Raw genomic sequence first — 22,971 nt, 5'->3', positions numbered from 1 at the left:
ATGCTCCTTAATTTTGATGGGGTAATGATACCAAACTTTTTTATAAAACATTGCAAAGATGCTATATTATCCTTAAATAGCATAACAACACAGAGATTAGATAGCAACAAGGATTGTTTGTTATTTCTAAGCAAAGAAGTAAGCAAGAAAATACAAGAAAAACAAGAATCAATTATGATTTAAAATCCTCAAACTCTAGAGGCTTACCGACATATAAGTCTCTAGCTGCTACCTTCCCTATTACTTCTTTCTTATATTTTGGAGCAATACCAAATCCCGGGCGAATAGAGCGAATCTGTGAGGGCTGAATAATCTCTCCCTTTTTGATTTCATCAACTACAAACAAAGAACGCATAAATGCTCTACCCTCTTTAGCTTTAGGGCTTAGTGCATAAGAAGAATCCCCTAAGAGATCTTCAACCTCACGAATGGCTTGTGAAAGACTTAAAAATTCTTGTGCTTCCATACTAAAAGCACTATCAACGCCTCCTAAACTCCTCTTTAAAATAAAATGTTTTTCAATCACACTAGCACCCAAAGCCCTAGCGGTTATGGCAGCATTCACACCTAAAGTATGGTCAGATAATCCTACTTTTACACCAAAATCTTTTTGCATTTGTGGGATAAGACTTAAGTTTGCCTCATTTAAAGGAGCAGGATAAGAGCTTGTGCATTGCAATAAAGTAATATCTTCTACACCCTCGCTCCTACAAACATCAATAGCATCTTGTATCTCCTCTTTGGTAGCGATTCCTTTTGATAATATCATAGGCTTATGCTTACTTGCTATATAAGCAATAAGCTCCAAATCTGTAATTTCAAAAGAGGCGACTTTATAGATAGGATTTCCTAAAGATTCTAAAAAATCCACTGCTTCTTTACTAAAAGGACTGGAAAAACATATTAATCCCAAGCCCTTAGCATAGGCAAACAACTCTTTATGCCATTCCCAAGGAGTCATCGCTTCTTTATAAAGATCATAAAGGTTCTTACCCTTCCACAAAGTTCCCTTAATCCTAAAAGACTCTAAATCACAATTTAAAGTCATACAATCTGGAGTGTAGGTTTGCAGCTTTATCGCATCGGCTCCAGAATCTTTAGCCGCCTTTATCGTCTTCAATGCCAATTCTTTACTTTGATTATGATTAGCTGATAATTCTGCGACAAGAAAGGTTTTATTACTACGCAACACTAATCCTTAAGAGATAAATTAAATTATACGACTTTAAACAATGATTTTCATTTTAACACTGCTTTAAAAGCACCAAAACACTAAGTGTTTTGGATTAAGCCATAATATCAAGCTTCCCATTAGAATTATTTTGCGGAAGTGAAGCTGGCACAACATGATAAGGAGAGTCATTTCCTTGAGTTTGTAAATTTGATTGTTCTTCCATACTATTAATTAATGAACCCATCAAATTCTCTTCTGTATTAATTGCCTTTTTTAAGGCACTTAAATTTCCACTAGCCACTACAGATGCGCTATTAATTCCTGAAATCATATTAGACTCCTTATCTTAAAACTTGTAACTTCCTAACATCTAACCAAATAAGACAAAGAAGCTACAAAGCTATATCGGCACTTTTTGGTTTTTATAAAATTTCAAATGTAGAGTTTCATACATACATTTTATCTTATTTTAGATAGAATCCGAAAAATTACTACTTAAAGCATTATGGAGGTTTTAATGAAGGCTCTAAAGATTTTAGGAATTACTTTTGCAGTGATTTTAATAATCCTTGCTTCTGCGATTTTTTGGTTATTTTCAAATAGCGGGAATGAATTTTTAAAAAATACTATCACAAAAATCGCTAATGAAAAAGCCCCTATTGGTTTAGAATTTACACATTTTAAGCTTGGTTTTAGAGATTTTGCCTTTAGCCTTAAAGATAAGCAACAATCACAAATTGCCTTAAACGGAGACTATTCCCTTCTCACCCTAAATACAAATGCACAAATTAGTGCAGTTATTAAAGATTTAAGCCTTTATGAACAACTTATTGGGATAAGATTAAATGGAGGAGCAAGTCTTAATGGGGAAATTATAAAAAAATCTAATAATCTTGCCATCAAAGCAGACTTCAAGGCTTTTAAAAGCACTATTAATATTGATGCAATATTAGAAAATTACAATCCTAAAAAACTCTTCATCACAAGCAAAGAAGGGATTGACCTTCAATCCTTACTCACTTTTCTTAATCAACCCTCCTATGCAAGTGGGAAGATTCTCCTTAATGCAGATTTAGATATATCCAATCTCGCCTCTCCTAATGGAGGCTTCAAAATTGCCTCTGATGGTATTTTTCCTAATAATACCCTCTTGCAAAAAGAATACAATTTAACCCTTCCTAAAGAATCCATTAAACTTGCTATTAATGGAGAAGCAAAGGCAAATCACATCTTAACAACTATTTTGGCAAATTCAAGCTATTTTCAACTAACCTCTAAGGACTTACTCTTAAACCTTAAAGATTATTCTACAAATGGCAATTTAAAAACCATTATTAACCATATTCGTTTCAATGATTTCACAATCAAAACTCCTGTAACTACAAATGTTGCCCTAAAATCTAAAGATATTACCAATCAAGAAGCTACGCTTACACTTTATGCACTCACCAACCCTATCTTAGCCCACCTAAATATCCCTAATTATAAACCAACAAATGCCCTTATTGAAGGCAAGGATTTAAGCATAAAAGAAATTTTAGACTTTACAGCCCTACCCTATAAAGCACAAGGAAACATCAACCTTAATGCAGAGATTAACGCTATTAATCTTACACCTCTAAATTATAACCTTAAAGCCAACCTCTCTAGCTCTATCCAATCCTTAGTCTTTAATGATTTAAACCTAGTATCCAACAATACTTTAGAAGCTACTATAACCGGTAATCCTAAAGCTATGAATATTGAAACAAAAAGTGATTTATTTGATTCTAAAATCTATGCTAATGCACTTTTGAAAGAATATTCCCCTAACAATATTATCTTAGAATTAGAGAATCTCAATTTACAAAAAGTCTCTAAACTCCTTAATTATGATATTTATGGCTTCTTAAATGCCAAAGCAGCCCTTGAAAATTTTAAAGATTCAAGTTTTGATGGTAATTTTAGCCTTAATGCACCAGAATTGACGCTCTCTAAAAAAACGCTTAACACTTTAAGCGGTATGGAATTTAAACATGATATTATTTTTGCACTTAATGGAGATGGTAATTTTAAGCAAGGCAAAGGTGAAGCCAAGCTTAATGTTACAGGAAAGGACATAATACTCGAAATTAGCAATGCCCTTATCAACCCAAAAGACAATGCCTATAGTGCAAATTTCAATTTTCATACCCCAAATATTGCCAATATCAACCCTCTAAAATTACCCCTTCAAGGCAAACTTACCTTAAAAGGCAATGCAGGGTTTGCAGATAATATTCCTATGCTTTATTTAATTAATAAAGATTTTGGTGATTTAGAACTCACTTTAGCTGATGAACATTTAAAAATTGACGCTAATAATTTATCCGCAAAGAAAATTGCAGATTTTACAGGCAATGGCAAGCTTATCAAAGGTGGAATTTTCAATATAAATACGGATTTAACCCTAAAGCTTGAAGATATGATAAAAAATCTCAATGGTCTCTTAAAACTTCAAGGAAAGAATATAGAAATTTATAGTATTGATATTGACGCACTTGCAAATAATTATGAAAAAACCAATCAAATCAATCTCCTTGATATTGGAGCTTTTGTGCTTGCAGGTCCTCTTGGAATAGCTGCTACCAAGGGGGAGACTTAGGAAAAATGGGATTGAATTCGATTCTTGATACAAAAACTGCCATCAAAGAGCTAGAGGCAAATATTGATCTTCAAAAAGGTATCGCCACCGCTAAGGATGTAGCCTTTGCTACAACTAAAACAAGAATTGCAGCAAAAGGTGCTATCAACCTCAATAACCAATCTTTTGATAATTTTTATATTGGCTTACTTGATGCGAATAATTGTGCAAAATACTCACAAAAAATTGAAGGTTCCCTTACAAATCCTAAAATTCAAATCACCCAAACCGCCGTTAAAACCGCTATTAATCTCGCAACTTCACTCTTAGATAGGGTAGCTAAGGGAGCAAAAACTCTTGCTGAACCCATAACTAAACAAGGGGAGAACTGCAAACCTTTCTATAATGGAGCAGTTAAGCACCCAAAGAAATAAAGGAAAACTATGAAATTAATCTCGTGGAATGTCAATGGATTAAGGGCTTGTATGAATAAAGGTTTTATGGATTTTTTTAACGCTATTAATGCGGATATTTTTTGTATCCAAGAATCTAAAATGCAAAAAGAACAAGCAACTTTTGATTTTAAAGGTTATGAGGAGTTTTGGAATAGTGCTGAAAAAAAGGGATATTCTGGTGTAGCAATCTTTAGCAAAATCAAACCCTTAAATGTAGCCTATGATATGGGGATAGAACATCACGACAAAGAGGGTAGAATCATTACAGCGGAATTTCAAAATTTTTATTTAGTCAATGTCTATACACCAAACTCTAAAAGGGAATTAGAAAGATTAGACTATAGAATGCAATGGGAAGATGATTTTCGCAGCTTTTTAAAAAACTTAGAGCAATCTAAACCCGTAATTATCTGTGGGGATTTAAATGTAGCCCATAAAGAAATTGACTTAAAAAACCCCAAAACAAATCGTAGAAATGCTGGTTTTACCGATGAAGAGAGGGAGAAAATGTCGCTTTTATTAGATTCTGGTTTTACCGATACTTTCCGATACTTTTACCCTAACTTAGAGGGGGCTTATAGCTGGTGGAGCTATATGGGCAAAGCAAGAGCAAATAACACGGGATGGAGAATCGATTATTTCCTATGCTCTAAAAGCCTTGATTGCAAACTTTTAGGAGCAAAAATTCATCCTGAAATTATGGGAAGCGACCACTGCCCTGTGGAGTTAGAAATTAATGTCTCCTAAAATCGACTACCACAACCAAACTCCCTATGTTTTAGAAAAACATTTTTATGATTTATTAGAGAAAATCTTTGATAAAATCCTTAAAGATTCTAACCTAAGCGACAAACAATGCGAAGTTTTATTAGTCGATAATGCAACTATACAATCTTTCAATAAAGATTATAGGAATAAAGATGAAATTACTGATGTTTTATCATTTCCCCTTAAAAGTGAGTTTTCTCCCCTCATAGGAAGTGTCCTTATTTCTTTAGATTATGCACAAAGCATTGCTAATGCCCTCAAGCATTCTTTAGAAGAGGAAATTGCTTTATTATTCATTCACGGAATCTTGCATCTAATAGGCTTTGACCACGAGAGGGATGAGGGAGAACATCGTGCAAAAGAAGAAGAGATTATTCATCTTTTTAACCTTCCACAAAGTCTTATTATGAGAAATTCTTAAAAATCTAAAAGAGGGCAAAGGGGAATAATGGGTATTTTAATGATATTTTCAACCATTTTAGCAACAAGCATTGTTGCTTATTATATTTTAAAGCAATATAATCCAATTTTTGTATTCTTATTCTCTGGAATTATTCTTTTAATCCTCTCCTTTTATCTCATAGGCACACCTATACCCTCACAAACCCAAAGAAATGCAGAAGAAATAACTTTTTTTACAACCCTTTTAGATAGTTTTACTTTCATAACTACCACTTTTCAAAAACAGCTTTCAGGAGTTGGGCTTATCATTATGTCTGTAGCAGGATTCGCAGCTTATATGAAGCATATCAACGCATCTGCTAAACTTGCCTTTTTAGCCAACAAACCCTTAAGCAAAATCCAAAACAAATACCTTATCTTAAGCGGAACTTTTGTTGTGGGTATGGCTTTAAAAATTGTTATTTCAAGCTATGCTGGACTTTTACTTTTATTGCTTGCCTGTATTTATCCTGTTTTAATAGCACTTGGGATTCGCCCTATTGTTGCTCTAAGTGTGTTATCCCTTATTGCCTTAGATTATGGACCAAAAGATGGAAACTCTATTAATATGGCAGATATGATAGGACAAAAAGACAATGTTGTAGGCTTATTTTTACATTATCAGCTTTGGGTAGTTTTAGCCTATGTCGTGATTATCGCCCTCTTAATTCCTTTTTATTTTGCCTGGATAGACAAAAGGGATAAAGCGAAAAATCGCCTACAAGAACACAATGAAATTCCAGAAATTATTAATCCACAATGCCCGACTTTTTATATACTTTTGCCTTGGTTGCCTATCGTATTTTTATTTGTTGCGTATTTTCTCCAAATCAAACTTGATGTTATCACTGCAAACTTTATGAGTATTGCATTGGTTTTTGTTATAGAGTTTATTAGGCATAAAAATGCAAAAAAACTAGGAGAGGATATGGTAGTCATCCTCAAAGCAATGAGTGAAATTTTTATCTCTGTTGTTAGCATTATTATAGCAGCAGGAGTTTTTGCAGAGGGGATTAAGGCATTAGGAGGAATTGGGATTTTAGGTGATGGAATTGCAAACTTAGGGGTTTCTGCTGTGATTTTAACCATTACCATTTTAAGCTTTTTAGTTTATTTCTTCGCAATGATTATGGGAAGTGGCATTGCTGCTTTCAACGCCTTTGGCAGATTAGCCCCTGATATAGCAACAAAACTTGGTATCGCTCCTATTACTCTAGTTTTACCTATAGAAATTGCTTCGGCTCTAGGCAGGGCAACTTCTCCTATTGCTGGAGGCATCTTAGCTCTTGCAGGTTTTGCAAAAGTCCCTCCGATAGAAATCATCAAACGCACAACCCCGCTTCTGCTTATAGGTATGGGTATTAATATTTTAGTCTCTTGGTATTTGACTTTTTTATAAAGGAGAAAAAATGTGTAAGAAAACCCATCAACATATCCATACAGAGACAAAAGCTGTATTAAACCGATTATCAAGAGCCATAGGGCATATGGAATCTATTAAAACTATGGTAAAGAATGATCGCGATTGTAGCGAAGTGCTTATCCAACTCGCTGCTGTTAAATCTGCTATTAATGGAATAGCCAAAGTAATTTTAAAAGACCATATGAATCATTGTATTGTTAATGCCATAAAAGCTAATGACAACGAAGTTATTGAAGAGCTTAAAAAGGCTATTGATAAATTCCTATAACAAGCTCAAAACCAATATTAACGACCTTGATAAGATAAAGGAAGCTCTAGATTATATCGCTCCAATAGCTCTTTATTAGTTAATACCTCTTTACATTTTCCCTTAGCCACAATCTCACCCTTATAGAGCATTATAATTGTAGAACAAGTTTCTAATAAAAAATCCAAATCATGCGAAGTGATAAGTTTGTTCTGGGGTAAATTATTTAAGACTTTTATGAGATTCCTACGATTTTTTGCATCAAGGGTAATGGAAGGTTCATCAAGTAATAAAATATCTGGATTCATCGATAAAGCACTGGCTATACATACAAGCTTTTTCTCTCCTCCTGATAATCCATAAGTTTGCCTATCTTTTAAATGTAAAATCCCTATTTTCTCTAAAGCATTACAAACTAGTGTATCTACTTCAGGCAATTGATAATTACGTGGTGCAAATGCTATATCATCATACACATTAGGCATAAAAAGCTGATGATTAGATTCTTGAAACACATAGCCTATCTTTTGCAAAATAGTCGCTAAATTTTCTTTTTTTAGGGGAATTTTATTGATAGAAATTTCCCCACTAAAACCACTCTCAAGCCCCACTAAGAGCTTCAAAAGTGTAGATTTTCCCGCACCATTTTGCCCAATAATACCTACACTCTCTCCCTCTAAAACATTAAAAGATAGGTTTTTTAATAAGATTTTATCTTTCTCATAGCCAAAGTTAAGATTATTGACAACAATACAAGGATTAAAAGGATTCACAAAAACCAATCCCCTATCATTTCAAAGATAGAATAATTCCGAAATAAGGACAAAACAATCACCCAAGCGATTAAATACCAAGATTGTATCCACAAAACCCTGCCATACTTTATAGAATAAAACTCCCCTCTATAACCCCTTAAGCACATACTCTGATACACTTCATAAGCACGATTAATACTTCTTAAAAGAATTAATCCTACTAATGAACCCCAAACTTTAAAATGTATCCCATTTGCTCTTAATGCCTTTAAAGAATAGGCTTCTAAAGTATATTTAACTTCTAATAAAAAAATAGGAATATAACGATAGGTAAGCAAAATCTGTGTAACAAGCACTTTAGGCACACGCATAATCCTCAAAGCATAGCAAATCCCCTCTATAGAAGTAGTAGCAATAAGCAAGTAAGAGGCTAAAAGGCTTAATATACCTTTACCAATAAGCGTAATCATAGAGACTACTCCCCCTGTAATAGTGATTTGATTCCATACCATTAGAGGCTTAGTATCAAAAAAAGGATTAAAGACCCCAAAAAAGCTAATAAATAGAAACAAAAACCTTAGCCGATACAGAGTTTTAAAAAGTGAGATTCCACTAAGCTCAAAGAGAATAAGCGGATAAACCAACATAGTAAATAGTCCCATAATATGGTATTTATCAAAAGAAAGAACAAGCAAAATATAAAAAAATGTAACTATTACTTTAAAAAGAGGATGAATGCGATTAATCCATTTATCCTCTCTTGATAATCTATCAAATATTTGTATTTGCTCTAATGCGCTAGATATTTTATCCATAATGTCTATTCTTTAAAGCCCTAAAGAGATAGCAACCCAATACACAGATTAATAACACAACTAAAGAACCTACAACGCCAGAAAAAGAAGTCCCTAAAATATTTTCAGAATCCATAAAAGCATAATCAGGAAGCAATGCGGTGCTTGTCTGCAAGGCTAAAGCACTTTCATAGATACCGCCTTCTATGGGTAATTCACTAGTTCCCGTTACTCTCTCTAACGACCACTCCAACCCATCAGGAAGTTCGGAAGCTACAAGTGAAAGCAACCCAGCAACGACAAGGGTAATAATAGATAATAGTGCAAAAAGTTTAGAAAAGGTAAATTTTTGATGATTAGAAACACCATCTTCAACACCCCACAAAACATTTGTGCGCATTTCATAAATAAAGCATAGCACCGCAGCAGTTATAAGTCCCTCTACAAAGCCAATAGCCAAATGAATAGGTTGCATAGCTGCAAGGAATAGACTAAAGGGTAAGGAAGTAATACCCGATGCTAGCGTTTCTAAGACGACAGAAAAAGCACCAAGCTGCAAAGTGATAACACTAGCAAGGATAGAGGCAAAAATAATTTTACCCTTAGAAATGCCCTTGCTTATAAAAAACCTCCAAATTAATGCCCCAATAAAACAACCATAAAATCCCATATTCCAAATATTAGCCCCCAATGCTAATAATCCACCATCAGCAAACAAAAGACATTGAATCAAAAGCACACTAATCATTGTCAAAAAGGCGGCATAAGGTCCTAATAGTGCCATCAATAAAACACTTCCCGATAAATGCCCAGAAGAACCTGTTGCGGGTATGGAAAAGTTAATCATTTGTGTAGCAAACACAAAAGCTCCCATAATCCCCATCATAGCAATTTTCCTTGAATCCTCTTGCAATTCTATTTTTTTGATACAATAGGCACCAACAATACTCGAACAGGCATACATTACACCTGCTATAGGGGGCGAGATTAAAGCATCTGCCATATGCATTATACACTCCTTAAATTTTTAGGAATCCTAACACAATAAAATAATCTCTACAAGCCCCCTATAGGGATAGTAAAAGTTATTTTAAAACCTAAAGTAACCTATATAGAAGAACAGAAAATTACTTATAAAATTATTTTGGGGTAGCTACTAAAGTAAGTTTAACCTCTAGTTCATCACTTACAAGACTATCTCTAAGATTAGATTCCCACACAACATTAAAGTCTGAACGTTTCACTTTTGTATTAGCTAAAATCTCTAAAATATTCCCATTATTCTTTATTATGCTATCTAATACAACAGCTTTTGTTTTTCCTTTAATCGTTAAATCCCCATAAATCTTCCCATTTTCAAACTTTGTCATCTTGAAAGTCATATTAGGGTATTTTTTAATATTAAAAATATCCTCCGCCCTTAAATGCTCATCGCGTTTTTGGTTAGCAGTATCTACAGAAGCAACTGCGACTTTCCCCTCAAAAGTATTAAGCTTATTACTAGCTACATCATAATCAATAACAGCTTCAAACTTATCAAAACTTCCATCAACAGCAGAAAGCTTTAAATGATAAATCTGAAAATCAACTTTTGACTTTGCTATATCTAACGCATAAGGGGCTGCTAAAGCGGTCAAGCTTAAAAAAGCAACTAGAGTAGAAATGGTTAAGAGTTTTTTCATTTAGAATCCTTACTAATAAATATGGCTTAGATTATAACAAAAAACCCTTAAAACTAGGCATCATTTCCTAGCTTTTAAATATGCCCTTTGTGGTGCTGGATAACCCTCAACAGTCTGTTTAAAAGTAGAATCTAAAAAATCCTCTAAACTCTCTTTGTTGCTCCAAGGAGTTTTTCTCTGCTCTAGCCTTTCTGTTTTAAGGGTGGCAATATGTTTAATCTCTTTAAACCCACATTGCTCCAACCAATTGATAAAAGTAGAGAGTGTGGGGATGAAATAAACATTTTTCATCTTCGCATAACTCCCCTTTGGACAAAGACAAATTTCTTCTTTACCCGGAATTATAATGCTATCAAAAATGGCTTCTCCACCTTGTTTTAAAGCATTATAAATCATTTTAATACAATCTAATGGACTCTTCTTATGATAAAGCACTCCAAGACAAAGCAAAACATCAAAGGAAATTCCTAAAAATGGCAAATCCTCTATACCTAAAAGCTCAAATTTTATCCGTTTATCATTAATGAAAAATTGCATAAAATCAAATTGTAATTTACAAAGTGCAATAGGATCTAAGCCAACTATATATCTAGGGTTTTGTGAAAGCATCCTAAACATATAATAGCCATTATTACAACCAATATCTCCAACAATTTTGTTTTGAAGGTTTAAATGAGACTCTAAAAGATTATACTTAATCGCACTATTCCATTCACTATCAATTGTTAAATGATGAATCTTAAAAGGTCCTTTACGCCAAGGAATAAGAGAGGTAGCAACATTGTATATAAGGGTTTGGGTATCTTTGCTTAAAGCAGGCAAAGATACTTCTATAAAATCCCCTATCCTTAAAGAAGCCCCCTCTAACTCTTCCTTGGGGATTTGTCCTAAAAGCTCTAAAGATTGCATTAAAGCGATATTATTTTTAAAACTTAAGGCTAAATTGCGTTTTGCTCTAATAGATTGGAGCATCTAAATCCATTAAACTATCGTGATTCCTAGGTGCATCTTCCCTATAAATTACATTATCTGGACAAGTTTCGCGATAATTCCCTTGAGAATCATAATAATAGCTTTTCTCTTCCCAATAAAAATAAGAATACCCGCACTCATTGCGGTATAAGCAACCATTTAACAATATCGCCACATATACAAGATTTATACCCGCCCATAAAAGCTTCATTATCTCTCACTTTAAAAAGGCATTGTGCCATTGATAATTCTTAATATATCATTATATAATCCAAGCCCCATAAGACCAAAAAGCACTATCCACCCTGCCATTGTAAGACGATAGAGGGTATTAACACTTGGAATCCTCTTAGTAATCATCTCATAAAAGGTAAAGATGATATGCCCACCATCTAAAGCAGGAATAGGCAACAAATTCAAAATCCCCAAATTCACAGAAATCAAAGCACTAAAAGCAAAAAGCGTAACAATCCCAATTTCTGTGGCTTTTTTAGTAATAGAAACAATAGAAACAACCCCCCCAACCTCACTAATAGGCACAATACCACTAATGATTTTCTCAATACCCTGCAAAATAAGTGTGCTAGCCTCTATAGTTTTTAAAAAGGCTAAAGGAATGCTCTCAAAAAAGGAATAAGAGACAACTCTTATTTCTCCTGATGCAACAATTCCCAATAAAGGACGCGATATAACCTCTCCAAAGATATTTTTACTCTGACCTATTTGTGGAGTAATGGTTGTAATATATTCTTGATGATTCCGCAAAAAAATAACCTCTAAACTCCCCTTTGATTCTTCAATCCTCCTGCTTAATTCTCCCCAAGTTTTAATAGAAATTCCATTAATCGCTAATATTTCATCACCTACTTTTAACTTCGCCTCACTTGCTGGCATATTTGGCTCTACTTTTCCAATCACGGGTGCTAACTCATTTTGCCCTATAAGAGCTATTGCTACATAGAGCAAAAAGGCTAAGAGTAAATTGAAAAAAGAACCTGCTGCTAAAATAACAAGCCTTTTCCAACTTGCAATGCCATAAAGGCTATCTTTATCATAATTACGCATTTTAGGGTCTATATCACTCTGTCCTTTAAGCTGCACAAATCCACCAAGTGGAATGGGACGCAAAGAATATTCTGTCTCCCCTATAACCTTCCTCCAAATCCTTTGCTTACCAAAGCCTATGCTAAAAGCCTCTACTTTCACCCCAAAGAGTTTTGCACTTAAAAAATGCCCCAATTCGTGAAAAAAAACCAAAAACGATAAAACTAAAATTGAACCAATAATTCCCATTAGAATCCTTTAGCGCGAAAGTATATAGACTTTAACATAATCATAGCCTGAATAAAGCGTGAGAATAACCGCTAACCATAAAGTCGCTGGAGCAAAGGAATAATCCATAAGCAAAAAGGCAACAGCAGTAATTTGCAAACCTGTTTTATATTTTCCTAAATTAGAAGCGATAACTTTAACGCCATTAGTAGCAGCCACCACGCGAAGACCTGTAATAAAAAATTCTCTCACTAAAATCAAAAAAACAGCCCATACATCTGCTCTGCCTAATACCAAAAGCCCAATAAATGCTGCTAACATTAAAAGCTTATCGGCTAAAGGATCAAAAATCTCACCAAAACTACTTGTTACTTCGTATTCCCTAGCAATAAAACCATCAAAAAAATCTGTAATACTTGCGATACAAAACACCAAACAAGCAAAATAATTAATCCAAGTAGGGTGAATGGGTGGAGGCAAAAGGTATTGCCCATAAAGCATAATACATAATAACAAAAAGGCAAAAAATATTCTAAGGATCGTTAAAATATTAGGGAGTTTTTGAATATTCCACATTTATTTGAAAGTTGTCCCTCCATCAATAACAATCGTCTGCCCCGTAATCCACGCACTAGAATTGTTATCACAGAGAAATAAACAAGCCCCCGCAATATCCTCTGGCTTCCCCATACGATTAAGGGGACTATGCGATTGCACTTTTGACTTAATCTCTGCATAATCTGGAAATGCCTTAAGTGCATCTGTATCAATAGGACCTCCACTTACTGCATTAACGCGTATATTAAACTCACCTAATTCCATAGCCGCATATTTCACCATTGTTTCAACAGCATTTTTAGAATTACCATGCCCTGCATAATTTGGCATATACACTAAATTCCCTGTAGAGCTTAAGGAAATAATACTCCCTCCTCCTACTACCTGCATTCGTTTTGCAGCCTCTTGAGCACCTATTACAAAAGCTAAAACAGTGGCGGTATAAATATTATTTAAACCCTTTGGCTTTAAACGCATAAAAGGAGCAAATCCCCCTACTACACTTTTACCATAAATAATAGCATTACTAATAAAAAAATCCACGCGTTCAAAATCTTCATCAATTGTTAAAAACAATTCTTTGTAAGTTTCTGGCTCTAAGACATTTAAAGGATAGGTTTTTATTTTTACACTATATTTATTTTGCACATCATTAATGATTTTTTGTGCTTCCTCTTCATTTTTATTATAAGTAAATGCTATATTCACACCCTGCTCTGCGAAACGATACAAAATTGCTTTTCCAATACCTCTTGTAGCACCACTAATCACTAATGTTTTACCTCTAAAATTTTCTTTCATTGTATAACCTCATAATTTTTCAAAATTTCCTCTAAGTATTTCATATTCTCTACACTTGGGGCGACTAATGGCAAACGATATTCCAAACTTTCAAGCAATCCGCTTAAATACATTGCCGCCTTAATAGGAATAGGATTGCTCTCACAAAAGAGTGCTTTATTAATAATATAAAGCTCATTATTAAGATTATGGCTTTTATCAAAATCCCTCTGTTTTAAAATACTATGGGTTAATTCAGCGATCTTATTAGGCAGGAGGTTAGAAGTTACAGAGATAACACCAAGACCGCCACAGCAAAGTATAGGATAATTTAAAACATCTTCTCCACTTACAAGGACTAAGTCTTTAGCATTCATATTTAAATCAATAATTTTCTCAATACTTCCACTAGCTTCTTTAACCCCATAAATATTTCTCACTTCCTTAAATAATCTTAAAATCGTTGGCGTCTCCAAACTAACACCTGTTCGTACAGGGACATTATAAAGCATTAAAGGAATTTCAATAGCATTAGCAACAGTTTTATAATGTTGATAAAGTCCTTCTTGGGTAGGTTTATTATAATAAGGGGTAACGCATAAAATCCCATCAGCACCATAATCTTGTGCAAATCTAGCAATCTCCAGGGCTTCTTGCGTAGAATTACTACCCGCACCCGCTAAAACTTTAATATTTAAACCCTTCAATCTATTTTCTTTAGCTACTTTAATGGCGACTTCAATACATTCCTTGTGCTCATTATGGCTTAATGTGGCTGATTCTCCAGTAGTTCCAACAGGAACAATCGCATCAATGCCATTATTAATTTGTCTTTGAATGAGCTTCTCATAGGTATTTAAATCAACCTTTCCCTTTTTAAATGGAGTAACTAAAGCAGTCATAGCCCCAATAACTTGGTTTTGCAATTCCATAACTTCCCTCTCACTTCTCTAAAGTAGCGACACTTAAATTAGAGGGGACAAAATACTTCTTAGCCACCTCAACAATATCTCCTAACTTTAAACTTTCAAAATTTTCTTCAAACTCTAATAAAGCTTGCAAGTCTCCTCTTGCGATATAACTCCCAAATAAATTCGCCACAGAGCTACTAGATTGCAACCCATCAAGAAAACTTAGCTTCATATTAAGTTTAACTTTGTCTAAATCCCTTTGTTTAAGTTTGCCATTAGCAATAAAGCGGATTTGTGCCATAATCTCTTTTTCTAGTTTTTCTAAATTTACATTAGGGCTTGCTAAAGCGATAAACAAAAACACACCCTCATCAAGCAAATCCATATTATAAGCATAAATTTCTGTAGCAAGTCTTTTTTTATCCACAATCTCACGCATTAATACACTACTTTTACCACCACTTAAAACTTGACTTAATGCACTAAGAGCAATTTGGTCTTTGTGGTTAAAAGGAGGTATTTTAAAAGCAAGAGCTAGAATCTCTACCTCACTTTGCTTGTGCACCGTTGTTCGTCTTAACCCATCTTGTTTTGGTTCTATTGTATAAAATGTAGGAATCTCTATTTTTGAATTTTTAATCAATTCAAAATGCTTTTTGACTTCTTTTAAAGCTACCTTTTCATCAATATCCCCCGCAATTACAATCACTGCATTTTTTGGCTGATAATAGGTTTTATGAAAGCTCTTAATATCCTCTATAGTCCAATTTTTAATATCTTCTATAAAGCCAATAGGAGTCCAATGATAAGGATGATAAACAAAGGCTGTATTAAAAAGCCTAAAATACAAATACCCCATAGGATTATTATCTGTTCGCCAAAGCCTCTCTTCTAAAACCACATTACGTTCTGGCTGAAACTCCTCATCTTTTAATTGAAGGTTTTGCATAACTTCCGCAAAAAGCTCTAAAGATTTGCCTAGATTCTGTGTGCTTGATTTCACATAATAATGCGTATAATCAAAGCTTGTAGCGGCATTAGTAGCACCCCCAAAACTTTTAATGATTTTATCAAACTCACCGGCTTTTAGATTCTTAGTGGATTTGAAGTTTAAATGCTCTAACATATGTGCTATACCACTTTTCCCCATAATCTCATTACGACTTCCTACTTTGTAAAAAATATCGGTTGAGATAACCCCACTTCCATTTTTAAGAGGGATAATTACAACTTCTAAACCATTTTTTAAAACACTTTGGTAATGCTTAGGAAGTGAAGAAGTAAAACTACTCTGTGCCATTAAAACTCCTAAAAAAGTAAAAAATATCAAAAAACTCCGCATTATAAATCAACCCCTACTAGTTGAGAAATATTATCCAATCCCTCACTATTTAATAATTCTTTTAAATCTTGATTGATTCTCCAAGCCAATAAAGGACCTTCAAAAATTAAACCTGTATAAACTTGAACTAAATTTGCACCTAAGGCAATGCGTTTATAAGCCTCTTTAGCATCAAAAATCCCTCCTACACTAATAATCGTTGTTTTTTTAGCATAAACTTTGCCAATTTCTTTCAAAATTTCAGCACTTTTAGAGCTTAAGACTTTACCGCTTAAGCCACCTAAATTTTGAGGATTTTTCACCAAGGAATAATCGGTAGTGGTATTAGTTGCTATAACCCCACTCGCACCACTTTTTATGGATACTTCAATCAGTCCTAAAATATCATCTAGCCCTAAATCTGGAGAAATTTTCAGATAAATGGGTTTAGAATAAATTTCCCTTAATGCCAAAAATAAAGCTTTAAGAAAATCTTGATTTTGCAAATCTCGCAAATTTGGTGTATTGGGCGAGGAAATATTAATACTTAAATAATCACTAATGCTTTGAAAATTTGTTGCTAAGGCACAATAATCCTCTATGGCTTTTTCTTGAGGAGTTACTTTATTCTTCCCGATATTAATACCTAAAGGAATGCAAAAGGGATAAACTTCTGCTATCCTACTAGCAATACTTTGTGTTCCATCATTATTAAATCCCATAGCATTTTGCAAAGATTCTTCAAAAGTATGTCTCCATAAGCGAGGCTTAGGATTACCTTGTTGTGGAAGCGGGGTAACAGCCCCAATTTCTAAAAAAGAAAAGCCTAAAGCACTCAATGTTTCTATCATTGTCCCATTTTTATCAAATCCAGCGGCTAAACCCACCGGATTATAAAAACGCATTCCATCAATCTCTTGTATTAATAAGGTATCCTCTATGCAAGATTTTTGGGCTAAAAAAGGCAGGAGATAAGGAATTTTTGGTGCAATCTTGCATAAAAACTCTAAAACACTATGAGCAGTCTCTGGATTGCTTTTAAATATCAAAGGACGAAAAGTTTTATAATTAAACATTCTATGCCTTTTTATTCTAAACTTAAAAAACTTACTAAATTAAAGTCTTAGCATTGTAGCATTTTTTAACAAAGTTTAGCATTAAAGACACTTTTGTTTATTGCTTAGAATCTTAAGAGATTCTTGTTTTAATTTCTCCATTTTCTGCATAAAAGTTAATGTTGCTCCCTTCTTTAATCTCACCTTTTAAAATCAAATCCGCTAAAACATCCTCTACTTGCTCATACAAAGCCCTTTTAAGAGGTCTTGCACCATATATTGGGTCAAACCCTACTTTTGCGATATATTCTTTAGCACTTTCTTCAAGTGTAATACGCATATCTCGCTCCAAAACTTTCTTTTGAATATTTTTAAAGAGAGTATCAATAATATGCGTAATTTGCTCTAAACCTAAAGGATTAAAAATCACAATATCATCAAGACGATTTAAAAACTCGGGCTTAAAATAAGCCTTCAATGCCTCTTTTACAGCCTTTTGCTTTTGCTCCTCATTGTTAATCTCCATAATTTTATCACTAGCGATATTACTCGTTAAAATAATAATCGTATTCCTAAAATCAACAACCACGCCTTTATTATCGGTTAATCTCCCATCATCAAGCACTTGTAAAAGCATATTAAATACATCAGGATGAGCTTTTTCTATCTCATCAAACAACACAACACTATAAGGCTTCCTACGCACAGCCTCTGTAAGCTGCCCTCCTTCTTCATAGCCTACATATCCTGGAGGTGCACCTACAAGTCTGCTAGCTGCGTGTTTTTCCATATATTCACTCATATCAAGCCTAATGAGATTCTTATCACTATCAAAGAGGAATCGTGCTAAAGTCTTAGCACTCTCTGTTTTACCAACCCCCGTTGGTCCCAAAAATAAAAAGCTTCCAATAGGACGATTAAATTCACTCAAACCCGCTTTATTGCGTTTTATTGCTCTTGCTATAGCGTGCAATGCCCTATCTTGCCCTATAACATCTTTTTTTAGCTCATCCTCAACCCTTAAAATTCGCTCTTTTTCATCTTGAAGCATTTTTTTAATAGGGATTCCACTCCAACGACTAACCACTCCTGCTATGGATTCTGGGGTTACGGCATTTTTTAATAATGTCCCTGCTTCTTGCATTTTTTTCCATTTTTCATTTTGCATTTCTAATTGCTTCTGTAACTCTGGAATTTTCCCATAATCAATTTCTGCAGCCTTATTAAAATCGCTATTGCGTTTAGCAAGCTCACTTTCTGTGCGTAAAGAATCAATTTGTATTTTAATTTGGGCTATAGCGTTAAAAACTTGCTTTTCATTTTCAAATTGTGCTTCTAAATTCTTTTTCTGCTCCTCTTTATCACTAAGTTCTTTTTCTATCTCACTAATTCTTGCATTATTCTTTTCTTGTTTTTCCATCATCAAGGCTTCTTTTTCTACCTGCAAAGTTTCTAAAATGCGTTTGATTTTGGCTAACTCACTAGGTTCAGATTCAATTTGCATTTTAAGCTCTGCTGCGGCTTCATCGATTAAATCAATAGCCTTATCAGGTAAAAATCTATCAGTAATATAACGATTAGAAAGTTTAGCCGCTGCAACTAAAGCCCCATCAGTGATACTTACATTATGATGTGCTTCTAATTTCTCTTTAATCCCTCTTAGAATCTGCAACGATTCATTAACATTAGGCTCATTGAGCAACACAGGCTGGAATCTCCTCTGTAATGCAGTATCCTTTTCAAAGTATTTGCGGTATTCTTTAAGGGTCGTTGCCCCTATGGTATGAAGCTCCCCTCTTGCAAGAGCAGGTTTTAAGATATTAGCAGCATCCATACTACCCTCGCTAGCTCCTGCACCTACAATGGTATGAATCTCATCAATAAATAAAATAATATTTCCGCTTTTTTTCACCTCATCAATAACTTTTTTCAACCTATCCTCAAACTCCCCGCGATACTTTGCTCCTGCAATTAAAGCACTCATATCTAAAGCTATGACTTTTTTATTTTGCAAAGATAGCGGCACTTCTTTTTTGATAATCTTTTGTGCTAACCCCTCTACAACTGCGGTTTTACCAACTCCTGGTTCGCCCAATAAAATAGGATTATTCTTGGTTTTGCGTATAAGGATTTGCATCATATGGGTAATTTCCTCATCTCTCCCAATAACAGGGTCTAACTTCCCCTCTATAGCCCTCTTAGTTAAATCAATCCCAAACTTCTCTAAAGATTCTAAATTCTCATCCCCACTTTGTGAATCAATCTTTGCCCCAGCGCGTATAGTTTCCAAAACTTTCTTGAGTTCATTAATATCAAGGTATTTACTAAAGAGATTTTTAATCACTTCATTTTGCAAACCCGCTAAGATAAAACTATCTACTGCGATATAAGAATCCCCATTACTTGTAGCAAGACCTTCAGCAAGATTAAAAGCCTCATTTAAACTTTTAGAAATTTTGAGATTTTCTTTCATCACAGAAGAGCTTTTGGGTAAATTATTAGCAATGCTCTTCGCCTCTAGCTCCAAGGCTACATTATCAACATTTAAGCGATTAAGAGCTTGATTAAGCAAAGAATTAGAATGAGCAAGCATCGCCCAAAACAAATGGATAGATTCAATTTCTTGATTTTTATTATGCAATGCCAAAGATACTCCTTGCTCTAAAGTCTCTTGTAAGGCATTGGTAAATTTTTCTAAAAGATTCATAAGACACTCCTATCTTTGAAATTTATTTTAGCGGTATTATATAACCTTAGTCTATTATTGTCAAGTTTTATAATACTAAATAACTAAATGATTCTGTTTCTTCTAGGACTTCTCTCCTTTATCCCTATCTCAAACCACCAAATCTTCATCTCCTAATTTATTAATTCTCGCTTCCATACATCTCTTGCTACTTATTCTTCTCTCTCTTGTAAGAATCTCAAAGCGGTATCTGGAAAATCTGTAAAAATCCCATCCGCTCCTGCTTTAAACAAAATCGCCTCTAAAAGCTCCTCCAAAGAAGAAGCAAACTTAGGCAGAGCATCACTTCTAGCGGTATAAGTATGCACTTCCAAACCATTTAAGTGGGCATTCTTGACAAGATTATTAGGCACAATAGCCCCCTTTTTACTCTTTGTAATATCAAAAATTAAATTATTCCAAATACCTAACCCATCAACATTTTTTGCAATTTCTGGATAGTTTTCACCCCTCATAAAATAAGAAAAATCATAAGCCCTCCACTCTCCTTTGATAAATTCATAAGTTTCTTTAGAGGGGTGTTCATCTACTAGGGCAATGAGTTTTAAATCCATATTCATCTTAGGCAGTAGCTCTTTTTTAATATAAAGTAAGTTAGGGTAATCAAAGCTTTGCAGATACACTTTGCTATTTCTAGTAGTATAACCATACCGCCTCAACACCTCTAAAGTCTTTTTAGCAATATCTTTTCCCTCTTGAGTATGAAACCAAGGCTTTTTAATTTCCACATACAAGCCTATATCTTTATTAAAGACTTGATTTAATCCTGCAATAAGCTCAATCTCTTCTTCAAATGTATGCAAAGTAAAATACGATTTACCCACAGGAAATCTCTTGGGATAAATAGGGATTCTTTCTTTTTCTTTGGCATTAAAAGCCTCACTCACACGCAAACTTCTAAGCTCCTCTAAAGTAAAATCAATCACATAATAATGCCCATCTTTTCTAACTCTATTTGGAAATTTTTGGGCTACATCACTTACCTTATCCAAATATAAATCGTGAATCACAATCAAATAATCATCTTTACTCATTACTAAATCTTGTTCAATATAACTAGCATTCATAGCATAGGCTAATGTTTTAGCCTCCAAAGTATGTTCGGGCAAATAGCCACTTGCTCCCCTATGAGCGATTATAATCTTTTCTTGTGCGAGACAAAATATCCCTAAAGCAAGACTTAAAAATATCTTTTGCATTCTCTCTCCTTAATCAATATAAATACAATCCATTGAAAACTTAGCATTAAAGCTTAAAATTTCATTCTACATTATAGAAAGATAAAGTAAAATCTAATGGCAAGATTGAGTAAAAATTAAGTAAAGAAAAGGACTTCTATGCAACAAACTATTTATCTAGCAGGTGGTTGTTTTTGGGGGATTCAAGGATATTTTGATTTACTAAAAGGTGTGGTAAGTTCTCAAGTAGGCTATGCAAACTCTAAAATACCAAGCCCTAATTATACCTTAGTATGCACAGGGCAAACAGGTGCCACAGAGGCTTTAGAACTTATCTTTGAAGAGAGCATTTTAAGCCTAGATGAGATTTTAAAGCGGTTTTTTAGCATTATTGACCCTTTTGCGCTTAATTATCAAGGTAATGACTTTGGCACACAATACCGCTCTGGCATATTCACACAAGATTTAACTATGCTTAAAGAAATTCAAAGTTTCGTTGATACTCTACAAAAAACCTTAACCCAACAGATTCAAACAGAAATAGGAATGTTAGAAAATTTTTATCTTGCAGAATCCTATCATCAAAAATATTTAGCGAAAAACCCTCAAGGTTATTGCCATATTGACTTAAGCAAAGCTTTAGAGGAAATTTAAATTACCCCAAATCCCCTATAACTTCCTCTAATCGCTTAAACCCTTCCTCCATCTCTTCTAAAGTAATAGTTAGAGGAGGCAAGAATCGTGCAGTATTTTTACCACTTTTAAGGATTAAAACACGATTTTCCTTTGCCTTTTTTATAAACTTCTCTAAAGATTCCACATCACGCATTCTCAAACCACGCATTAATCCCAAGCCTACTTCTTCTATAAATATTTCAGGATAGCTTTTTTGCAAATCCTGCAATTTATCTTTAAAATATGTTATTGTCCTCTCTAATCTCCCGCTACTTCTCTCCTCTTCTAAAATTTCTAAAACCTCTAAACCTGCCCTAGTAGATAAAAAATTCCCGCCAAAAGTGCTTCCATGTTCACCAGGGACAAAAATATCTTTCAAAGTTGTCATTACAGCACCAATAGGAACACCCCCACCTAAGCCCTTTGCGGTGGTTATAACATCAGGATTTATCCCATATTTTTGTGAAGCAAAAAGCTCTCCACTTCGGTAAATGCCAGTTTGCACCTCATCAATCATTAAAAGAATATTTTTTGCTTTTAAAAACTTCTCTAAATACAGCATCTCCTCCCTCTTAAAAGGAGTAATCCCTCCCTCACCTTGCACTAATTCTAACAAAACCGCACAAGTAACATCACTAATCTTAGAGGGAATTTCTGCTAAATCCTTAGCATACACAAAACCATCGGGATAAGGACCAAAATAATCGTGCATTTTGCTCTGTGCAGTAGCCTTTAAGGTGCTAATAGTGCGTCCGTGAAAAGAAGAATCTAAAGTAATGATTTGGTAACGTTTAATCCCCCCTAATTGCTCCCCAAATTTTCTTGCAATCTTTAATGCTCCCTCATTAGCTTCCGCTCCAGAATTAGCAAAAAACACCCTCATATCATAACCGCTTAATTCTACGAGCCTTTTAGCAAGTCTTGCTTGGGGTTCAATACCATAAAGATTAGAAGTATGAATAAGATTATAAGCTTGTTCGCTAATAGCTTTTGCTAAACGTTCATTCCCATACCCCACACTGCACACAGCAATGCCCGAACCAAAATCCATATAATCTCTCCCACTCTCATCAAACAATCTAGCCCCATTACCTTTCACAAAATGCGTATAATCGCGTGCATAAGTATGCAAAACATAATCTAAATCCATTTGCTTTAAATC

At 34.2% G+C, this 22,971-nt stretch carries 25 protein-coding genes; 8 read left to right on the top strand and 17 right to left on the bottom strand.

All coding sequences use genetic code 11. From position 1 onward, the window contains the following. Positions 1-183 (top strand): hypothetical protein, encoded by a 183-nt coding sequence (locus CDV25_RS07230; RefSeq protein WP_108911377.1) that lies wholly within the window; start codon positions 1-3, stop codon positions 181-183. Here CDV25_RS07230 and pseI read toward each other — a convergent pair. Continuing rightward, positions 173-1,189 (bottom strand): pseudaminic acid synthase, encoded by a 1,017-nt coding sequence (gene pseI / locus CDV25_RS07225; protein WP_108911376.1) that lies wholly within the window; start codon positions 1,187-1,189, stop codon positions 173-175. The genes CDV25_RS07230 and pseI overlap by 11 nt on opposite strands. A 97-nt stretch (positions 1,190-1,286) precedes the next feature. Then, the gene (locus tag CDV25_RS07220) at positions 1,287-1,505 is read right to left on the bottom strand and encodes a hypothetical protein (protein WP_034555393.1); all 219 of its coding nucleotides are present in this window, start codon (positions 1,503-1,505) and stop codon (positions 1,287-1,289) included. 186 nt (positions 1,506-1,691) lie between these two features. Between CDV25_RS07220 and CDV25_RS07215 the strand changes: the two genes are divergently transcribed. The 6 genes from CDV25_RS07215 to CDV25_RS07195 are packed head-to-tail and all read left to right on the top strand — an operon-like array spanning position 1,692 to position 7,131. Beyond that, a complete protein-coding gene (locus tag CDV25_RS07215) occupies positions 1,692-3,797 on the top strand; it encodes a hypothetical protein (protein ID WP_239056344.1) in 2,106 nt (701 codons plus the stop codon). A gap of 5 nt (positions 3,798-3,802) precedes the next feature. Beyond that, positions 3,803-4,210 (top strand): AsmA-like C-terminal region-containing protein, encoded by a 408-nt coding sequence (locus CDV25_RS10620; protein WP_239056343.1) that lies wholly within the window; start codon positions 3,803-3,805, stop codon positions 4,208-4,210. A 9-nt stretch (positions 4,211-4,219) separates the two neighbouring features. Then, entirely contained in the window at positions 4,220-4,978 is a 759-nt protein-coding gene (locus tag CDV25_RS07210) for an exodeoxyribonuclease III (RefSeq protein ID WP_108911375.1), read from the top strand. Further along, positions 4,968-5,420, top strand: coding sequence for an rRNA maturation RNase YbeY (ybeY, locus tag CDV25_RS07205; RefSeq protein WP_108911374.1), 453 nt, complete (start codon positions 4,968-4,970; stop codon positions 5,418-5,420). The genes CDV25_RS07210 and ybeY overlap by 11 nt, the downstream gene beginning before the upstream one ends. Positions 5,421-5,447: 27 nt before the next feature. Then, the gene (gene dcuC / locus CDV25_RS07200) at positions 5,448-6,839 is read left to right on the top strand and encodes a C4-dicarboxylate transporter DcuC (protein ID WP_108911373.1); all 1,392 of its coding nucleotides are present in this window, start codon (positions 5,448-5,450) and stop codon (positions 6,837-6,839) included. Positions 6,840-6,849: 10 nt separating this feature from the next. Then, positions 6,850-7,131, top strand: coding sequence for a metal-sensing transcriptional repressor (locus tag CDV25_RS07195; protein ID WP_034552676.1), 282 nt, complete (start codon positions 6,850-6,852; stop codon positions 7,129-7,131). Positions 7,132-7,148: 17 nt separating this feature from the next. Here the strand turns inward: CDV25_RS07195 and CDV25_RS07190 are convergent, their stop codons facing one another. The 14 genes from CDV25_RS07190 to glpQ all read right to left on the bottom strand — a co-directional run bounded on the left by CDV25_RS07190 (position 7,149) and on the right by glpQ (position 21,155). After that, positions 7,149-7,883 (bottom strand): energy-coupling factor ABC transporter ATP-binding protein, encoded by a 735-nt coding sequence (locus CDV25_RS07190; RefSeq protein ID WP_204161838.1) that lies wholly within the window; start codon positions 7,881-7,883, stop codon positions 7,149-7,151. After that, positions 7,880-8,680 (bottom strand): energy-coupling factor transporter transmembrane component T family protein, encoded by an 801-nt coding sequence (locus tag CDV25_RS07185; protein ID WP_108911372.1) that lies wholly within the window; start codon positions 8,678-8,680, stop codon positions 7,880-7,882. The genes CDV25_RS07190 and CDV25_RS07185 overlap by 4 nt, the downstream gene beginning before the upstream one ends. After that, entirely contained in the window at positions 8,673-9,668 is a 996-nt protein-coding gene (locus tag CDV25_RS07180) for an energy-coupling factor ABC transporter permease (protein ID WP_108911371.1), read from the bottom strand. The genes CDV25_RS07185 and CDV25_RS07180 overlap by 8 nt, the downstream gene beginning before the upstream one ends. 130 nt (positions 9,669-9,798) lie before the next feature. Beyond that, positions 9,799-10,341 carry a YceI family protein gene (locus CDV25_RS07175; RefSeq protein WP_108911370.1) on the bottom strand — a complete coding sequence of 181 codons (543 nt, stop codon included), beginning with the start codon at positions 10,339-10,341 and terminating at the stop codon, positions 9,799-9,801. A 60-nt stretch (positions 10,342-10,401) separates the two neighbouring features. Further along, complete coding sequence (gene cmoB, locus CDV25_RS07170) at positions 10,402-11,313, bottom strand: tRNA 5-methoxyuridine(34)/uridine 5-oxyacetic acid(34) synthase CmoB (protein ID WP_108911369.1); 912 nt, start codon at positions 11,311-11,313, stop codon at positions 10,402-10,404. After that, on the bottom strand, positions 11,297-11,524 hold the full coding sequence (locus CDV25_RS07165; protein ID WP_108911368.1) for a hypothetical protein: 228 nt from the start codon (positions 11,522-11,524) through the stop codon (positions 11,297-11,299). Before CDV25_RS07165 ends, cmoB begins: the two co-directional genes overlap by 17 nt. Positions 11,525-11,535: 11 nt before the next feature. Then, positions 11,536-12,606 carry an RIP metalloprotease RseP gene (rseP, locus tag CDV25_RS07160; protein ID WP_108911367.1) on the bottom strand — a complete coding sequence of 357 codons (1,071 nt, stop codon included), beginning with the start codon at positions 12,604-12,606 and terminating at the stop codon, positions 11,536-11,538. A gap of 9 nt (positions 12,607-12,615) precedes the next feature. Next, the gene (pgsA, locus tag CDV25_RS07155; protein WP_108911366.1) at positions 12,616-13,161 is read right to left on the bottom strand and encodes a CDP-diacylglycerol--glycerol-3-phosphate 3-phosphatidyltransferase; all 546 of its coding nucleotides are present in this window, start codon (positions 13,159-13,161) and stop codon (positions 12,616-12,618) included. Beyond that, the gene (locus CDV25_RS07150; RefSeq protein ID WP_108911365.1) at positions 13,162-13,944 is read right to left on the bottom strand and encodes an enoyl-ACP reductase; all 783 of its coding nucleotides are present in this window, start codon (positions 13,942-13,944) and stop codon (positions 13,162-13,164) included. Continuing rightward, positions 13,941-14,849, bottom strand: a complete 909-nt coding sequence (gene dapA / locus CDV25_RS07145; protein WP_432805896.1) for a 4-hydroxy-tetrahydrodipicolinate synthase — start codon at positions 14,847-14,849, stop codon at positions 13,941-13,943. Before dapA ends, CDV25_RS07150 begins: the two co-directional genes overlap by 4 nt. A gap of 16 nt (positions 14,850-14,865) precedes the next feature. Further along, positions 14,866-16,134 (bottom strand): M16 family metallopeptidase, encoded by a 1,269-nt coding sequence (locus CDV25_RS07140; RefSeq protein ID WP_108911363.1) that lies wholly within the window; start codon positions 16,132-16,134, stop codon positions 14,866-14,868. Positions 16,135-16,175: 41 nt separating this feature from the next. Next, complete coding sequence (locus CDV25_RS07135; RefSeq protein ID WP_108911362.1) at positions 16,176-17,231, bottom strand: quinone-dependent dihydroorotate dehydrogenase; 1,056 nt, start codon at positions 17,229-17,231, stop codon at positions 16,176-16,178. 112 nt (positions 17,232-17,343) lie between these two features. Next, complete coding sequence (locus CDV25_RS07130; RefSeq protein WP_108911361.1) at positions 17,344-19,917, bottom strand: ATP-dependent Clp protease ATP-binding subunit; 2,574 nt, start codon at positions 19,915-19,917, stop codon at positions 17,344-17,346. Between the two features lie 191 nt (positions 19,918-20,108). Next, the gene (gene glpQ, locus CDV25_RS07125; RefSeq protein WP_108911360.1) at positions 20,109-21,155 is read right to left on the bottom strand and encodes a glycerophosphodiester phosphodiesterase; all 1,047 of its coding nucleotides are present in this window, start codon (positions 21,153-21,155) and stop codon (positions 20,109-20,111) included. Positions 21,156-21,293: 138 nt separating this feature from the next. Between glpQ and msrA the strand changes: the two genes are divergently transcribed. Further along, on the top strand, positions 21,294-21,788 hold the full coding sequence (gene msrA / locus CDV25_RS07120) for a peptide-methionine (S)-S-oxide reductase MsrA (protein ID WP_034552714.1): 495 nt from the start codon (positions 21,294-21,296) through the stop codon (positions 21,786-21,788). Between the two features lies 1 nt (position 21,789). On the opposite strand, the gene CDV25_RS07115 is transcribed toward msrA, so the two are convergent. Continuing rightward, positions 21,790-22,959 (bottom strand): aspartate aminotransferase family protein, encoded by a 1,170-nt coding sequence (locus CDV25_RS07115; RefSeq protein ID WP_108911854.1) that lies wholly within the window; start codon positions 22,957-22,959, stop codon positions 21,790-21,792. Positions 22,960-22,971: the final 12 nt, after the last annotated feature.

The sequence above is a fragment of the Helicobacter apodemus genome (assembly GCF_003097575.1).
GTDB lineage: Bacteria > Campylobacterota > Campylobacteria > Campylobacterales > Helicobacteraceae > Helicobacter_D > Helicobacter_D apodemus.
The sequence above is the reverse complement of the archived record's forward strand: the minus strand, read 5'-3'. Positions and strand labels throughout refer to the sequence as shown.

Excerpts from the sequence above, each read along its gene's own strand:
- msrA (WP_034552714.1), top strand. The coding sequence starts at position 21,294 with ATGCAACAAACTATTTATCTAGCAGGTGGTTGTTTTTGGGGGATTCAA.
- CDV25_RS07220 (WP_034555393.1), bottom strand. The coding sequence starts at position 1,505 with ATGATTTCAGGAATTAATAGCGCATCTGTAGTGGCTAGTGGAAATTTA.
- CDV25_RS07150 (WP_108911365.1), bottom strand. The coding sequence starts at position 13,944 with ATGAAAGAAAATTTTAGAGGTAAAACATTAGTGATTAGTGGTGCTACA.
- CDV25_RS07195 (WP_034552676.1), top strand. The coding sequence starts at position 6,850 with ATGTGTAAGAAAACCCATCAACATATCCATACAGAGACAAAAGCTGTA.
- CDV25_RS07135 (WP_108911362.1), bottom strand. The coding sequence starts at position 17,231 with ATGTTTAATTATAAAACTTTTCGTCCTTTGATATTTAAAAGCAATCCA.
- CDV25_RS07215 (WP_239056344.1), top strand. The coding sequence starts at position 1,692 with ATGAAGGCTCTAAAGATTTTAGGAATTACTTTTGCAGTGATTTTAATA.
- CDV25_RS10620 (WP_239056343.1), top strand. The coding sequence starts at position 3,803 with ATGGGATTGAATTCGATTCTTGATACAAAAACTGCCATCAAAGAGCTA.
- pgsA (WP_108911366.1), bottom strand. The coding sequence starts at position 13,161 with ATGTGGAATATTCAAAAACTCCCTAATATTTTAACGATCCTTAGAATA.
- dcuC (WP_108911373.1), top strand. The coding sequence starts at position 5,448 with ATGGGTATTTTAATGATATTTTCAACCATTTTAGCAACAAGCATTGTT.
- CDV25_RS07180 (WP_108911371.1), bottom strand. The coding sequence starts at position 9,668 with ATGCATATGGCAGATGCTTTAATCTCGCCCCCTATAGCAGGTGTAATG.
- rseP (WP_108911367.1), bottom strand. The coding sequence starts at position 12,606 with ATGGGAATTATTGGTTCAATTTTAGTTTTATCGTTTTTGGTTTTTTTT.
- CDV25_RS07115 (WP_108911854.1), bottom strand. The coding sequence starts at position 22,959 with ATGGATTTAGATTATGTTTTGCATACTTATGCACGCGATTATACGCAT.
- ybeY (WP_108911374.1), top strand. The coding sequence starts at position 4,968 with ATGTCTCCTAAAATCGACTACCACAACCAAACTCCCTATGTTTTAGAA.
- CDV25_RS07140 (WP_108911363.1), bottom strand. The coding sequence starts at position 16,134 with ATGGCACAGAGTAGTTTTACTTCTTCACTTCCTAAGCATTACCAAAGT.
- CDV25_RS07165 (WP_108911368.1), bottom strand. The coding sequence starts at position 11,524 with ATGAAGCTTTTATGGGCGGGTATAAATCTTGTATATGTGGCGATATTG.
- glpQ (WP_108911360.1), bottom strand. The coding sequence starts at position 21,155 with ATGCAAAAGATATTTTTAAGTCTTGCTTTAGGGATATTTTGTCTCGCA.
- CDV25_RS07230 (WP_108911377.1), top strand. The coding sequence starts at position 1 with ATGCTCCTTAATTTTGATGGGGTAATGATACCAAACTTTTTTATAAAA.
- cmoB (WP_108911369.1), bottom strand. The coding sequence starts at position 11,313 with ATGCTCCAATCTATTAGAGCAAAACGCAATTTAGCCTTAAGTTTTAAA.
- CDV25_RS07175 (WP_108911370.1), bottom strand. The coding sequence starts at position 10,341 with ATGAAAAAACTCTTAACCATTTCTACTCTAGTTGCTTTTTTAAGCTTG.
- CDV25_RS07210 (WP_108911375.1), top strand. The coding sequence starts at position 4,220 with ATGAAATTAATCTCGTGGAATGTCAATGGATTAAGGGCTTGTATGAAT.
- CDV25_RS07185 (WP_108911372.1), bottom strand. The coding sequence starts at position 8,680 with ATGGATAAAATATCTAGCGCATTAGAGCAAATACAAATATTTGATAGA.
- CDV25_RS07130 (WP_108911361.1), bottom strand. The coding sequence starts at position 19,917 with ATGAATCTTTTAGAAAAATTTACCAATGCCTTACAAGAGACTTTAGAG.